General features: G+C 71.7%; 12 protein-coding genes. 7 read left to right on the top strand and 5 right to left on the bottom strand.

The annotated features are described in order from the left end of the window. Positions 1-3: 3 nt before the first annotated feature. The 5 genes from O7615_RS23655 to O7615_RS23675 form a co-directional block, all read right to left on the bottom strand. Positions 4-2,616 (bottom strand): fibronectin type III domain-containing protein, encoded by a 2,613-nt coding sequence (locus tag O7615_RS23655; RefSeq protein WP_278182211.1) that lies wholly within the window; start codon positions 2,614-2,616, stop codon positions 4-6. Between the two features lie 215 nt (positions 2,617-2,831). Continuing rightward, entirely contained in the window at positions 2,832-3,629 is a 798-nt protein-coding gene (locus tag O7615_RS23660) for an ABC transporter permease (protein WP_278179980.1), read from the bottom strand. Further along, complete coding sequence (locus tag O7615_RS23665) at positions 3,626-4,546, bottom strand: ATP-binding cassette domain-containing protein (protein WP_278179981.1); 921 nt, start codon at positions 4,544-4,546, stop codon at positions 3,626-3,628. Before O7615_RS23665 ends, O7615_RS23660 begins: the two co-directional genes overlap by 4 nt. Next, a complete protein-coding gene (locus O7615_RS23670) occupies positions 4,543-4,914 on the bottom strand; it encodes a hypothetical protein (protein ID WP_278179982.1) in 372 nt (123 codons plus the stop codon). Before O7615_RS23670 ends, O7615_RS23665 begins: the two co-directional genes overlap by 4 nt. Further along, positions 4,914-5,528 carry a helix-turn-helix domain-containing protein gene (locus O7615_RS23675; protein WP_278179983.1) on the bottom strand — a complete coding sequence of 205 codons (615 nt, stop codon included), beginning with the start codon at positions 5,526-5,528 and terminating at the stop codon, positions 4,914-4,916. The genes O7615_RS23670 and O7615_RS23675 overlap by 1 nt, the downstream gene beginning before the upstream one ends. Before the next feature lie 411 nt (positions 5,529-5,939). Here O7615_RS23675 and O7615_RS23680 point away from each other — a divergent pair, with 411 nt between their 5' ends. From O7615_RS23680 to O7615_RS23710, 7 genes are all read left to right on the top strand, one after another. Next, positions 5,940-8,360, top strand: a complete 2,421-nt coding sequence (locus O7615_RS23680; protein WP_278179984.1) for a hypothetical protein — start codon at positions 5,940-5,942, stop codon at positions 8,358-8,360. Further along, complete coding sequence (locus O7615_RS23685; protein WP_278179985.1) at positions 8,357-8,488, top strand: hypothetical protein; 132 nt, start codon at positions 8,357-8,359, stop codon at positions 8,486-8,488. Before O7615_RS23680 ends, O7615_RS23685 begins: the two co-directional genes overlap by 4 nt. A gap of 32 nt (positions 8,489-8,520) precedes the next feature. Then, entirely contained in the window at positions 8,521-9,210 is a 690-nt protein-coding gene (locus O7615_RS23690) for a GntR family transcriptional regulator (protein ID WP_278179986.1), read from the top strand. Positions 9,211-9,288: 78 nt separating this feature from the next. Further along, positions 9,289-12,060, top strand: coding sequence for a LuxR family transcriptional regulator (locus O7615_RS23695; RefSeq protein WP_278179987.1), 2,772 nt, complete (start codon positions 9,289-9,291; stop codon positions 12,058-12,060). A gap of 166 nt (positions 12,061-12,226) precedes the next feature. Continuing rightward, positions 12,227-12,850, top strand: a complete 624-nt coding sequence (gene wrbA, locus O7615_RS23700) for an NAD(P)H:quinone oxidoreductase (RefSeq protein WP_278179988.1) — start codon at positions 12,227-12,229, stop codon at positions 12,848-12,850. Positions 12,851-12,962: 112 nt separating this feature from the next. After that, positions 12,963-13,712, top strand: a complete 750-nt coding sequence (locus O7615_RS23705) for a glucose 1-dehydrogenase (protein WP_278179989.1) — start codon at positions 12,963-12,965, stop codon at positions 13,710-13,712. Between the two features lie 87 nt (positions 13,713-13,799). Beyond that, entirely contained in the window at positions 13,800-14,270 is a 471-nt protein-coding gene (locus tag O7615_RS23710) for a MarR family winged helix-turn-helix transcriptional regulator (RefSeq protein ID WP_278179990.1), read from the top strand. Positions 14,271-14,272 lie beyond the last annotated feature (2 nt).

A 14,272-nucleotide genomic window follows, 5' to 3' on the forward strand; every position in this document is an offset into this window, starting at 1 on the left:
GGATCAGCAGGTGGGCAGGACGTTGATGTCGTCGCCACCCTCCAGGTTGAGCCAGGCCCACGGGATGTAGTTCTTCCCGCTGTAGTCGACCTGCACCCACCAGGTGCTGCGCTTCTCGTTGTTGTAGATGTACGCGTACACCTCTTCGCCCCGCTGCTTGCAGAACGCCTTCAGCCGGGTGCCCGGCTTCGCCCAGCCGACCTGGCGGTCGTTGTCCTGCCGGGCCACCGAGAAGATCTCGTTGCCGTTGCGGCCGGCGACGTCCCGGTCGCAGTAGGTGCGCTGATCACCCTCCGGGCCGTTGTTGCAGGTGGCGACGCCGTACAGGGCGTTCGTGGTCTGTGCCCTGGTGGCGGTCCCGGTGCCGGCGGCGTTGGTCGCGGTCACCGTGAACGTGTAGCCGGTGCCCGGCGTCAGCCCGCTCATCGTGATGCTCGAACAGGGACCGCTCCTGGCCGGCTGTCCCGACCGGGTCAGCGTGCAGGTCGCCTGCCCACCACCGGCGTCCACGGTGAACGTCACCGTCGCCGCCGTGGCGGTCGCCGACGAACCCGTCACCGTCACCCGTGGCGGCGCCACCGTCCGCGCCGTCGTCGTGGCCTCCGGGCCCTCGCCGGCCTCGTTGACCGCCCGGACCCGCACCGTGACGTTCTGCCCGTCGCCGAGGCCGTCCACGGTGGCTTGGGTGTCGGTGACCTCGCTGCGGCGGCCGCCGACGTCCACCACGTAGCCGCTCACCGGCCGTCCGTTGGCCGGTGCCGGCGCCCACTGCACCGCCACCGTTCCCGGCCGGTCGGCGACCGTGCTCGCCCGCAGCTCCACCGGCTCCCCGGGCACCGTGAACGGCACCACCGTGTTGCTCACCGGCGACGCCTCCGACGCCGCACCCTTGTCGTTGACCGAGACCACCGTGAAGGCGTACTGCGTGCCGTACTCCAGCTCACCGGATTTGATCAGCAGCTCGGTGCCGGTCGCCTCCCCGGCCGGGGCGTTCGTGCCGGCCGAGGTGGCCGTCACCGCGTACCGGGCGATGGTGTTGCCCTGCCCGTTCGCCGCCGGCCAGCTCACCACCACCGTGCCGTCGGCCCGCGCCTCGGCGGTCACCGAGGTCGGCGCGTCCGGCACCTCCGCCGTCGGCGTCACCGGGTTGCTGTTGCGCGCCGGACCGGCGCCCTTGGCGTTGACCGCGTGCACCGAGAACCGGTACGTCTCGCCGTTGGTCAGCTCCTTGACCTCCACCGACCGCTGGTTCGCGCCGACCTCCAGCCGCTGCCCGGCACCCTCCACCACGTACCGGACGATGGCCGCGCCGTTGGCCGCCGCCGGCCGCCAACTCACCCGCGCCTGCGCGTCACCGGCCGCGGCGGTCACGCTGCGCGGCGCACCCGGGCGGCTCACCTCCGGCTTCTTCGGCGGCGGGGGCGGCGGCGGGGGAGCCGGCGGCGGGTCGCCACCGAGCACGTCGTTGGCGTACTTGTCGACCTCCCGCACCTGGTGCGAGTCGTTGACCACCCGGGCGGTCGCCGCGTCGGGAGCGTTGATGAACAGGTGGTTCTCCCGTACCTCCAGCTCCAGCGGCCCACCCCAGCGGCCCCGGATCGTGTCCGTCAGCTGACCCGCCGCGTCGAACGCGTACACCGTGCCCGCCGCCTCGTCCGCGCAGTAGAACCGCCCGGCCCACGCCACCGCCGGACCGAGCCGGTCACCGTCACCCGGCACGGTGAACGAGCGCACCTCGCCACCGTCGCCGATCGCGTGCACCTGCCGCTGCCCGGGCACCGTCACCGGCACCACGGGCCCGCTCGTGCGCACCGGCATGATGCCCGGCCCGGTCAACGTGGATGCCAACGCCGTCCGCCGCGTGGTGCCCCGCACCACCGTCACCAACGCACCGGCCGTCCGGTCCAGCACCGCCACCCCGTCGTCCAACGTGGAGATCACCAACTCGTGGCTCGTCTCGGCCACGTCGTACGTCTCGACCTGCGGCGGACCCACCTGCCCGCCGTCGGCGGGGGCCGACGGCAGCGCGGCCGGGGTGATCGCCGAGACGGTCCCTTCGGCCGGAACCGCGATCCACAGTCGCCCCGTGCCGTCGAACGCCCCGCCGGTGATCCCCGGCGGGTAGCGCACCGGCTCGCCCACCGGCGCCAGCGACCGTGGGTCCAGTTGGCGCACCACGCCCTGCACCGCGTCCACCACGAACGCCGCGTCCTCGTGCAGCGCCACGCTCACCCCCAGCCCGGGGGTGGTCGGAGTGGTCGCGGTGATCTGCAGGGTGGCCAGGTCCAGGGCGCTGATCTGACCCGTGTTCAGATCCCGCAGCATCAGCAACCGGTCCGTCTGCACCACCTGCATCGGATGCCGCCGCGCCGCCGGCACCTCCATCCGGGTGTCCACCCGGGCGGTGACGCCGTTGACCCGGGCCAGTTCGCTACGCGCCGCGCTCCACAGCCACGAACTCGCGTCGTAACTGGCCACCGCGTTGTCCGCCGCACCCAGGCCGAGCACGGTGAGCCCCATCGCCGCCAGCAGTGCCAGCACCGTGCCCACAGTGACCAGACCACCGCGTAACCGGGACCGGGATCGGGCGGTGCGGGTCGGAACGGCCTCGTCGATGCTCGCCACAGCCGGCTGCCTCCCGTGTCGTCCTGGCCGGTGGCGCCCCCGTACGGCGACCCCTCCCCTGAGCCGGGAGCCATCATATGGTCACGTTGTGGACCCGGGGAACCCGCACCGTCCGACTGTGGACACCCAGCGTGGCGTGTCGTCGGCGTGTCCCGGTGACGAGTTTGTTCGACGTTGGATCCACGGGCCGCCAGCGACCGAGGCGGCTAGGTGATGTCCCGGCGCATGGGAACGACGACGGCGATCAGCGAGGCGGCGAGGGCGTACGCGGTGAGCAGGAGTGCGCCGGTGACGGGTGGGAGTAGTGGGTCGGCGGTGCTGCCGAGCTGTTCGGCCACGGCGTCGGCGACGTAGGTGAAGCCGGTGAGGGAGGCGGTGGCACCGCCGGGCAGAACTGGATAGAGCACGTTGACGCCGGGGATCATCATGAGCAGCGGCTCGCCCAGGTACAGATAGCCGATCACGACGCAGAGCGCTACCACCTGGTGGCGGAGCAGGGCGCCCATGCCCACGCCGATCAGCAGGTATACGACCATGGCCAGGCCGATGCGGGCCAGCAGCGCCAACACCGTGCCGGCCGGCAGGCCGAGCGGCACGCCGCGGGTGGCGGCGACCGCGAAGAGGGCTGCGGCGGCGGTGCCGGCGAGGAGCAGCCCGTACATCAGACCAACGGCGCCGTACACGGCGAGCTTGGCGGCCAACACCTGCCAGCGGCGCGGCGCGAACAGGAACGTGACGGCGGCGGTGCGGTGCCGGTACTCGGACGTGACGGCGAGAGTGCCGACGGCGGCCGGCACGAACGCCGTGTAGCCGAGGATGCCGAGGATCGAGCGGATGCCGGCTTCGGTATCCAGTCCGGGCATGGGTGGGTCGAAGTTCTCCGGACCGACCAGCGCCATCGAACCCATCATGCCGCCGCCGACCAGCACGGCGACGAGCAGCAGCCCGCTCCACATGCGGGTGGCCAACAACCGACGGAACTCGGCTTTGATCAGGTGGTTCATGCGGTGGCCGTCCTGTCGGTGGTCAGCTGGAGGAAGAGTTGTTCGAGGCTGGCGCTCTCAGTGACCAGCTCGTGCACCCGCAGCCGGTGCGCGGCGGCCAGGTCCGCGACGCGCGGTGCGTCCAGCCCGTGCACCCGGAGCCGCCCTGCCTCGACGGCTTCCACTCGCGGTGCGTCGCCGGCTGGTCCGCTGACCCGTAGGGCAGCGGCCAGCCGGTCGGCATCCGGCGAGCTCACCAGTACCGCCGGCGGTCCGGCGAGCCGCGACCATGGTCCGGCGGCGACGAGTTCGCCGCGGCGGATCACCACCACGTCGTCAACGAGTTGCTGGATCTCACTGAGCACGTGGCTGGAGACCAGGACGGTGCGTCCGTCGTCGGCCAGCCGCCGCAGGAAACCCCGCAGCCAGAGCGCGCCCTCGGGGTCGAGGCCGTTGCTCGGCTCGTCCAGCAGCAGCACCGAGGGGTCGCCGAGCAGAGCGGTGGCGAGGCTGAGCCGTTGTCGCATTCCGGTGGAGAACCCCTGGGTGCGGCGGTCGGCGGCCTCGGTGAGCCCGAGCAGGTCGAGCAGGTCGGTGACCCGGCTGTCGGGGTAGCCGCCCAGCGCGGCATAGACGCGCAGGTGGTCGCGAGCGGTGTGGCCGGGGTGGAACGCGCCTGAGTCGAACACCGCCCCGACGGTGCGTGACGGCTGCGACAGCCGCCGGTACGGCCGACCTCCGATCGTCGCGGTGCCGGAGGTGGGCGACACGAGGCCGGTCAGCATGCGCATCGTGGTGGTCTTGCCGGCGCCGTTCGGGCCGAGAAACCCGGTGACCACGCCCGGCTCGACGGTGAAGGTCAGCTCACGTACGGCGGTGACCTCGCCGTACCGCTTGGTCAGGTGCGAGACCTCGATCGTCAGTCGGTCGCTGCTCACGCGCCGGCCGCCAACGCGTGTCCGATCGCGTCCGCGACACCCGGCGCGGCCGGGCTGGAGAGCACGACCTCGTCGAACTCGCCACCGGCCGACGCCCGGTCGAGGACGAGGTGCAGTCCCGGCTCGCCCTGGCGTGCCGAGACGAGCTGACGGGGACCGCCGAACAGCCCCCAAACACCGATCTTGACGAAGCCGGACACCACCATTCCGCGTCGGGCGCCACGGGCCAGGCGCAGCGGGTCGGCCACGACCGCCGCACCCCGCACCGCGGCGACCGGGAAGACCAGCCGCTCGCGTCCGATCCAGAGCCGCTCCCACCCGGTGAACCGGATGTCGACCAGTTCGCCGGTAACCGTAATCGATGCCATCAGGCAATCCCTTCGCTCGCGCCGGAGCCTTCTGGTCGCTCCGGCGGCTCTGGTGTGGTGTCGTCGGTGGCCGCCGGCTGGTCGGCCGGCAGCAGGATGGTGGCCAGCAGCCGAGGCGCCCGGTCGCCGCCGGGCTTGTTGCCCAGCAATGGGCCGATGACCTGGTTGAGGTCGGCGGCGAACCTGGCCAGCTCCGCGTCGGTCAGGTGGAGCACGACCTGCTGGTAACCAGCGCCATCGGCGGCGAAGTCGATCCGCCCTCGGGTGAGATAACGGGAGAACTCCGACAGCAGGCTGGACACGAACGCGGTGAAGTAGCGGGCGTGATCCTCGGGCGTCGCGGTGGCCAGGGCAGCGGCGTCCAGTGTCGCGCCGCCGGCCGGTAGGGCGTAGACCCGCTCGAGGGCGCCGCGAACCTTGCGCTCCTCGACCACCTCCACCAGGCCGGCCTTGACCAGCGTGGCCACGTGCCGATAGAGCGTGGCCTGCGGGATGTCCGGCAACAGCGCCACGAGGTCGTGCGTGGTCAGCCGGGTGCCCGCCACGGCTCGCAGGATGCGGATGCGCACCGGGTGCAGCGCCAACTCCGCCCACCGGTCCCTCGACAACGTCACGCGCCAACGCTATCACTATCGAGAGCGATAAAGGTGAGCGGGGGAGTGGCGTGATCGTCACCCGTCGGGGTGAACAGGTGGTTTGTCCGCTATCGCACCCGTACTCCTTGATGAGGATCGGTGTGCGCTTCCCGATCCATTTTCGTGTTTGCGCAGCGCTGACCTGACGCTGCGCGCCTCGCCCGCCCTTCACGCGCGATGCCCCCGCACGGGCGGCGGCGGGCAGCCCGGACGGAAGACGGCGCACGACCGTTACTGCCGACGTTCGCTGCATGAGGGAGACCAATGACGATCGACCGCTCGTCGAGGCGCACACCCACCGGACCGGCGCCGGCCCGCGATTCGACCGGACCGCGAAGATGCCGGAAGGGCCTGCCGAGATCCGCCGGCCCAAGGAGGTGGCACCGGCTGGTGGCCGCGCTGGCCGTGCTGCTCGCCGCCGGCCTCGCCGCGCCCAACCTGCTGGTGGTGCCCGCCGGCGCGGCCGTGGCGACGGCGAGCCACCACGCGCCAGCGCGATCGGACTTCACCGTGACGCCGCTTCCCGACGGCGGCTGGCGGGTGGAACTACGGCTGGCCGAGCCGTTGCCCGTCCGGGCCGTCCTGCCGGACCTCGCCGTCGACGGCCGGATCATCGGCCCGGCGCGGAGTTCCCCCGACGGGCTCGTGCTGAGCGCCGAGACGACCGATCCCGCTGTCGTCGGCGCCGAACGGGTGGAGATCGCGTGGAACGGGCTGGTGCCCGGGCCGGACGCCACGCGGGCGCCGGCGCCGCCACCGGCCAGCGATGTCGAGGGCAACCGCCCCCGCCGGCTGGTCCACCCCGACCCGGCCGCTGCCGGGCGGTACCGGGTCGAACGGCTGGACTACGACCTCGGCGACACCGCGGCACGGCTCTCCGGGCTGGGCGATCACCCGGTCGAGATGCGGGCGGCTGTCTACGCGCCCGCCGGGGCGAAGGGCGCCCGGCCGGTCGTGGTCTTCCTGCACGGCCGGCACGAGGCCTGCTACGACCCGCAGAGTCGGAACCGAGAAGACACCGACTGGCCCTGCCCGACCGGCTTGCTCCCGATCGACAGCTACCTGGGATACACATACGCCGCCGAGGCCCTGACCACGCACGGCTACGTCGTGGTCTCGATCAGCGCGAACGGCATCAACGTCGCCGACGACGACACCGACGACGACGGCGCACTGGCCCGCGCGCAACTGGTCATGAAACACCTCGACCTGCTGGCCGGGTGGAACGACGCGACGGACGGGAAGGACGGGCGGCAGCACCGCCGACTGGCCGGCCGGCTGGACCTGCGCAACGTCGGGCTCATGGGTCACTCCCGGGGTGGCGAGGGCGTGGTGAAGGCCGCCCTGCTCAACGCCGACCGCACGCACCCGTACGGCGTCCGTGCCGTGCTGCCGCTGGCGCCGGTCGACTTCGCCCGGCTCACCATCCCGGACGCGCCGATGGCGGTCCTGCTGCCCTACTGCGACGGGGACGTCGCCGACCAGCAGGGGCAGCACTTCTTCGACGACACCCGACACGCCACCCGCGACGACGTGCTGCGCTCCGCTCTCATGGTCATGGGAGCCAACCACAACTTCTTCAACACCGAGTGGACCCCCGGAGTCGCCGTCGCGCCGGCGAGCGACGATTGGCGGGTCGAGGACGACGAGGTGTGCGGCACGGTCAGCCCGACCCGGTTGACCGGCGCCGAGCAGCGCGCGGTCGGCAGGGCCTATCTGGCCGGCTTCTTCCGGCTGGTCCAGGGCCGGGAGACCGCCTTCCTGCCTCTCTTCGACGGCACGAACGGCACTGTCGCCTCGGTCGGCCGCGCGGAGGTCTACGCCCAGGCCCAGCAGCCCGGCTCGCGGCGCCTGGACGTCGCGACACTCCAACGCCCGGCCGCGAACGTCTCGGTCGTCGGCTTCGACCTCGGGGCGTACTGCCACAGCGTCGTCTCGAAGGTGCGACCCGGCGGCATGCCCTGTTCGGAGGCGTCGGAGTGGGCCAAGGTCCCGCACTGGACGCCGGCGCGCTACGCCACGTTGGTCCCGACCGGCCCGATGCTGCGCCTGCGCTGGAGCGGGTCGTCGACCTCGCCACAGGTCAACGTGGCGCTCGACCGGCGCCAGCGGGACGTACGCCGGTATGAGGCGCTCACTGTCCGGGTGGCCCGCGACGAGGCGGCGGTCGGTGACGTCGACCTCAAGGTCACCGTGACCGACGGGCGGGGGCGCGCCGCGACGGTACGCGTCGGTGCCGTCAGCCCGGCGCTTCACCCGTTCCCGGCGTCGACGAACACGACGTACGGGATGGACCGGCTGGGCAAGACCTGGTTGCGCACCGTCCGCATCCCGATCGGCCAGCTACGGCAGGTGGACCTCGGGGATGTCCGCCTCGTCACCGTCGTGCCGGCCACTCCCACCGGAGGCGCCTACCTCTCTGACATCACCTTCGACCGTACGGGCGTCGGTCAGGGTGGCCCGACGTCGCTGCCGCAGGTCAGCATCCGTGACAACACCGTGCGGGAAGGCGACGGCCCGGGGATCGCGACGATGCGGCTGACCCTGAGCCGGCCGCCCACGCGGGCGGCTACGGTCCAGGTCCAGACTGCCGTGTCCGGATCCCCGGTCGCCGGGCAGGTGCTCCGTACCTCGTTCCCGGTGACCATTCCGGCGGGCGCCACCACCGTGACGATCGCCGTGCCGCTGCACGGCAACACCGACGAGAACACGCCCGCGCTCCGTTACAAGATCTCGATCTCGGCACCGACGGGTGCCGTGATCGGCAACAGCTTCGCCTGGCTCACCGTGCGCGACGACGACGCGACGTGACCCTGACCGGCCGCGTCGGTGCCGTCGTGGCACCGGCGCGGTCCGGCCGCCTCACCGCCTCGGCCCGCCCGATCCTGGCGGTCGCGGTCACCCGGCTGCCTGCCGGTATCGCCGCGATGGTGTCTTGACACCGACTCAAATGCGATGTGCAATATATTGCATGCCGCTTCCCGTTGGTCCCCGGGTCGTCTCCCGCTCGTTGCTGCGCGACGATGCCTTCCGAGCGATCCGTGACGCGATCGTCAACGGCACGCTGGCCCCGGGCGAGCGGCTCAACGACGGCGACCTCGCACAGTGGCTCGGCGTCAGCCGCACTCCGGTGCGCGAGGCCCTGACCCGCCTCGAGGAGGCCGGCCTGGTCCGCACCAAGCCGGGCCGTTACACGATGGTCAGCCCGCTCGACACGCGGGCGCTGCTCGGCGCCCAGTCGGTGACCACCGCAATGCACGAGCTGGCCGTACGCGAGGCGCTGCCCAACCTGTCCGCCGCCGAGCTGGACGCGATGCGCGCGGCCAACGCCCGCTTCGCTCAGGCGCTGCGGGCCAACGACGTCGACGCGGCCCTCGCGGCCGACGACGACTTCCACGGTGTCGCGGTGGCCGCCTCGGCCAACGCGGCGCTGCGATCGGTGCTCGAGCAGTTCACGCCCGCCCTGCGGCGGCTCGAGCGGCTCCGGTTCTCGTCGTTGAGCGGCCGCGGCTCGGTGGCCCAGCACGAACGCATCATCGCGCTGTGCGAGGCCGGCGACGTCGAGGCCGCGGTCGCCGCCACCCGCGCCAACTGGCAAACCCTGGCACCCCTGCTGGAGACCGCGATCGACGAGGACGAGGCCGGATCCGACCGAAGCTGATCGGCATGGCCGGCGCCGGCTCCGGCCGGAGTGGTGCCGCCGACGCCGATCTGGATCTGCTCTGATGGGAGTGTCCTGGTGGAGCTCTACGGCCGCGACACCGAGCTGGGGCGCATCTCCCGCTTCCTGGAGTCGGTGCGGCGTGGCGGTGACGTACGTCTGGTCCGTGGCGAACCGGGCATCGGGAAGTCGGCGCTGCTCGCCGCCGCGGCGGACCTCGCGACCGAGGCCGCGATGCGGGTGCTGCGGGCCTCCGGCTCCGAGTTCGAGGCGGACATCAGCTATTCGTTCCTCAACCAGTTGTTGCTTCCCCTGCACTCGGACGTGCAGCGACTACCGCCCGGCCTGCGCGACGCGCTGACCGTCGCGCTCGGATTCGGCCCCGGCCCGCCGCCGGCCGCGCTGCTGGTCTGCAACGCCGCCCTGTCGCTGCTGGTGACCGCCGCGAAGGCGGCGCCGGTCCTGCTGATGGTCGACGACGTGCAGTGGATCGACCGGCCGAGCGCCGTGGTGCTCGGTTTCATCGCCCGCCGCGTCGCCGGTTCCCCGGTCGGCGTCGTGGTCTCCTCCCGCTCCGGGACGGAGAGCTTCCTCGACCGGCGCGGCCTCACCGAGGTGGTGGTGCAGCCACTCAGCGCGGAGGCGTCCGCGCAGCTCGTGCAGGCGCGCTTTCCGAGCCTGCCGCCACGCACCCGGCAGCAGGTGCTCGACCTCGCCCAGGGCAACCCGCTGGCGCTCGTCGAACTGCCGGCCACGCTGACCGGATCGACCGCGCACGGTTCGATCATGCACGGTTCGATCATGCACTGTCCGGCCGCCCACCCTCCGGAACGGTCCGGCCTGGTGCCGCTGAGCGAGCGGCTCCAGACTCTCTTCGCCGCGCGGATCGCGGAGCTGCCCGATGCCACGCGCCGGCTGCTGCTGCTCGCCACGTTCGAGGGCAGCGGCGACGTCCGGGTACTGCGCGGGATGACCGACCTCACCGATCTGGCCCCGGCCGAGCGGGTGCAACTTCTCCGGGTGGACGACGTGTCGGCGCGCATCACGTTCCGCCATCCACTGATCCAGTCGGCGATCGTCGCGATGTCCACCCACGAGGAACGGCGTACCGCCCACCTGGCCATCGCCGACGCGCTCCCCGGCGACCAGGAGCGCCGCGCCTGGCATCTGGCCGCGGCGACCGCCGGCCCGGACGAGACGGTCGCGGCGCTGCTCGACGAGGCGGCGCACCGGGTCATGATGCGCGGTGACGCCCTGGGAGCCGTCGCGGCCCTGGTTCGGGCCGCGGAACTGAGCGCCAGCACGGCGCACCGGGCACGGCGGCTGGCCCAGGCCGCCTATCTCGGCGCCGAGGCCGGCGGAGCCGGCGATACGACCACCCTGCTGGCCGACGCGCGCACGACCAGTCTCGACGCCGCCGGATCGCTGCACGCGGCCAACGCGGCGGCGCTGCTGATGCTCAACGGCGACGGCGACGTGCACACCGCCCACCGGCTGCTGGCCGGGGCGATCGAGACCGGCGACCACGGTTGGCGGGCCGACGACCAGGCGCTCGACGAGGCTATGCACACCCTCGTCCTGCTCTCCTGGTACGCCGGCACCCCGGAACACTGGGCGGTGTTCCATCGGGCGATGGCGCGGCTCGTCCCCGGCCCGAGCGACATCCTCTCGGTGATGAGCCGGACCTTCCCCGATCCGGTACGCACCGGCGCTGCCGCCCGGCCTGATCTCGATGCCCTGCTCGCCACCCTGACCGACGAGGACGACCTGACCCGGGTCATGCGGATAGGTACCGCGTCGGTCTACCTGGACCGGCTCGCCGACAATCGGGAGTCGTCGTGGCGGCTGGTCCACCAGGGCCGCGACGGCGGCGCGCCGCGACGGCAGTTGGGTGCGCTGATGCATCTCTGCCTGGACGACTACCTCACCGGCCGGTGGGACGAGGCCGAGGAACTGGCCCACGAGGGCCAGCGGGTCGCCGCCTCCAGCGGGCTGCCCTTCTTCGGCTGGTACTTCCTCTACCACCGGGCCATCATCGCGGCTGGCCGTGGCCGAGCCGACGAGGCGTACAAGCTGGCCGACGAGATCACCCACTGGGCACTGCCGCGCGGAGTCGCGGGCGCGGCGGCCATCGCGCACCACCCGCGCACGCTCGCCGCGGCGGCTGACGGCAACTTCGAGTCCGCCTACCTGCACGCCACCGCGATGAGCCCGGCCGGCGTCCTCGCGCCGTACGTGCCGATCTGCACCTGGGTGATGTTCGACCTGGTGGAGGCGGCGCTGCGCACCGGGCGTACGGCCGAGGCCCGGGCACACGCCGACGCGATGCGGGTGGCGGACGTGGCCGCGCTGTCGCCGCGGATGGCGCTGATCCAGCGCGGCGTGGACGCGCTCGTGCTCGACGGCGACGAGGCCGGCGCGCGGCTCGAGGAGATGCTGCGGGATCCCGCCGCGGAGCGCTGGCTGTTCGAGGCGTCCCGGATCCGGCTCGCCTTCGCCGAGAAGCTCCGCCGCCAGCGGGCATTCTCCGCTGCCCGCTCCCACCTGCTGAACGCCCGCACCGGGTTCGCCGCCATGGGTGCCGAGCCGTGGCTGACCCGGACCGTCCAGGAGTTGCGGGCCACCGGCTACCGTCCCGTCGTCGGGGACGCACCCGTCCCGCTGACCGCTCAGGAACTCGAGATCGCCGGGCTGGCGGCGAGCGGCATGAGCAACAAACAGATCGCCGAGCGTCTCTTCCTGTCCCACCGGACCGTGGGTACGCACCTCTACCGGATCTTTCCCAAACTCGGTATCTCGTCAAGGGCCGGGCTGCGGGACGCCCTCTCGCGAATCAGTCGGACCCCCTGAGGTCCGCCCCAACACGTGCGTGATCGGCAACTAGGTGATGTGTCACCTCTCACGAATAGGTGACGTGTCACCTTGACATGTCTAGTGTTGCCGCTGGCGCCCCGCACCGATCGCGGATCCCGAGCGCCAGCCGAACCTCATCCGTACACATCGAAGGGCGCGAGAGATGTCCCACCCCGTCAGACTCGCGGTGATCTACTATTCCGCGACCGGCACCGGCACCCAGATCGCGCAGGAGATCGCGCGGGCCGCCGAGGGCGCCGGCGCGGAGGTCCGCCTCCGCAAGGCCGCCGAGTTGGCCCCACAGGCCGCGATCGACTCGAACCCGGCCTGGGCCGCCCACCATGCGGCCACCGCGAGCGTGCCCGTACCGATCCCCGAGGATCTTGTGTGGGCGGATGCCGTCATCTTCGGCTCACCGACGCGGTTCGGCAACATCGCCGCCCAGTTGAAGCAGTTCTTCGACACCCTGTCGCCGCTGTGGCAGGAGGGCAGCCTGGCCGACAAGGTCTACAGTGGCTTCACCTCGACCGGCACCCGCCACGGTGGGCACGAGTCGACCCTGCTCGCCATGTACAACAGCATCCACCACTTCGGCGGCATCATCGTGCCACCGGGATACACCGACCCGGTCAAGTTCGTCGACGGCAACCCGTACGGCACCTCGCACCACGCCGTGTTCGGCCCCGACCTCGGTTCGATCGACGACGACACCCGTAACGCCGCCCGCCACCAAGCCGAGCGGGTGGTGCGGATCGCGCGGGCGCTCAAGCAGGGCAGCACCGACTGAGGGCACGGTCCGCCGCCGGGCAGGCGGCGCGGGAGCACCTCACCGAGGCACCGACTTCGACACCAGGAGAACGCCCGCATCACGAGGATGCGCGGCGGGAAAGGAGCTCGCGATGGGGCGAGTAGCAGGAAAGACCGCAGTGGTCACCGGCGGTGCGATGGGAATGGGCGCCGCCACCGTCCGCCGGCTCGTCGCCGAGGGCGCGAACGTGGTCATCGCCGACGTGGACGTCGTGGCGGCCGAGGCCCTCGCTGCCGAGCTTGGACCGAAGGCCGTCGTCGAGGAACTCGACGTACGGTCACCGGACCAGTGGGTGGCCGTCGTCCAGCGTACGGAGGGGCGCTTCGGCTCCGTCGACATCCTGGTCAACAACGCGGGCATCGCCGATCCGGCTCCCCTGCAGGAGTGGGACACGGCACGGCTGCAGCGCACGCTGGACGTCAACCTGATCGGCGTCTTCAACGGCATCCAGGCCGTGGCCCCGGCGATGAAGCGGGCCGGTGGCGGGTCGATCGTCAACATCGGCTCCGTGGGCGCGCTCCAGGGCATCCCCAGAATGTCCGGTTACGTGGTGTCCAAGTGGGCGGTCCGCGGGCTGACCAAGACCGTCGCGCTGGAGTTGGGTGCATACGGGATTCGGGTGAACGCCGTCCACCCGGGACAGATCAACACGCCGATGACGAGCGGCGTCACCTTCGACACCACGAACGTCGCGCTCGGCCGGGTCGGCGAGCCGGACGACATCGCCCGGATCGTGCTCTTTCTCGCGAGTGACGACGCCCGGTTCGTCACGGGTAGCGAGATAGCTGGCGATGGCGGCCAGATCGCTGGTCCGGCCGACTATCAGGGGCTACCCCGATAGAACTGGTAACCGTCAGCTGCGGCATGACCCGGCCGAGCCCGGCGTACGCCTCGGCACCCCGAACTCCCGAGTGGCTAGCATTGCGTGATGACCAGGCCAGACAGGCTGAATGATCGCGAGCTGCGTGCTTGGCGTGGTTTCCTGACGATGCAGGAGGACGTCCGGCGCCACATGAATCGTCACCTGCTCGACGAAGCCGGGATCTCCCTGGCGGATTTCTCGATTCTGAGCGCGCTACGCGTCTCACCGGATCGTCCGATGCGGGTGTTCGAGCTGACAGAAGCCCTCAGGTGGGAGAAGACCCGCATCATTCACCAGCTGTCGCGGATGACGCGACGCGGTCTGGTGGAACGGCACACCTGCCTTGACGACGGCCGTGGCACCAACGTGGCGTTGACCGGAGAAGGCCGCAAAGTGATCGACAGGGCGCTGCCGCTGCATGTCAGCTACGTGCGTCGCCTCTTCTTCGACGTTCTCACCCCGCGACAACTGGACACTCTGGCCGTCGTGTCGGAAACGGTGCTGGAGAACCTCCAGGGCGAGCCGTTCGACGACTGAGC

This window comes from Micromonospora sp. WMMD1082 (genome assembly GCF_029626175.1).
In the GTDB taxonomy this organism is placed as follows: Bacteria; Actinomycetota; Actinomycetes; order Mycobacteriales; family Micromonosporaceae; genus Micromonospora.

Coding starts and splice junctions, on each gene's coding strand:
- O7615_RS23690 (WP_278179986.1), top strand. CDS start 8,521: ATGCCGCTTCCCGTTGGTCCCCGGGTCGTCTCCCGCTCGTTGCTGCGC.
- wrbA (WP_278179988.1), top strand. CDS start 12,227: ATGTCCCACCCCGTCAGACTCGCGGTGATCTACTATTCCGCGACCGGC.
- O7615_RS23705 (WP_278179989.1), top strand. CDS start 12,963: ATGGGGCGAGTAGCAGGAAAGACCGCAGTGGTCACCGGCGGTGCGATG.
- O7615_RS23670 (WP_278179982.1), bottom strand. CDS start 4,914: ATGGCATCGATTACGGTTACCGGCGAACTGGTCGACATCCGGTTCACC.
- O7615_RS23660 (WP_278179980.1), bottom strand. CDS start 3,629: ATGAACCACCTGATCAAAGCCGAGTTCCGTCGGTTGTTGGCCACCCGC.
- O7615_RS23710 (WP_278179990.1), top strand. CDS start 13,800: ATGACCAGGCCAGACAGGCTGAATGATCGCGAGCTGCGTGCTTGGCGT.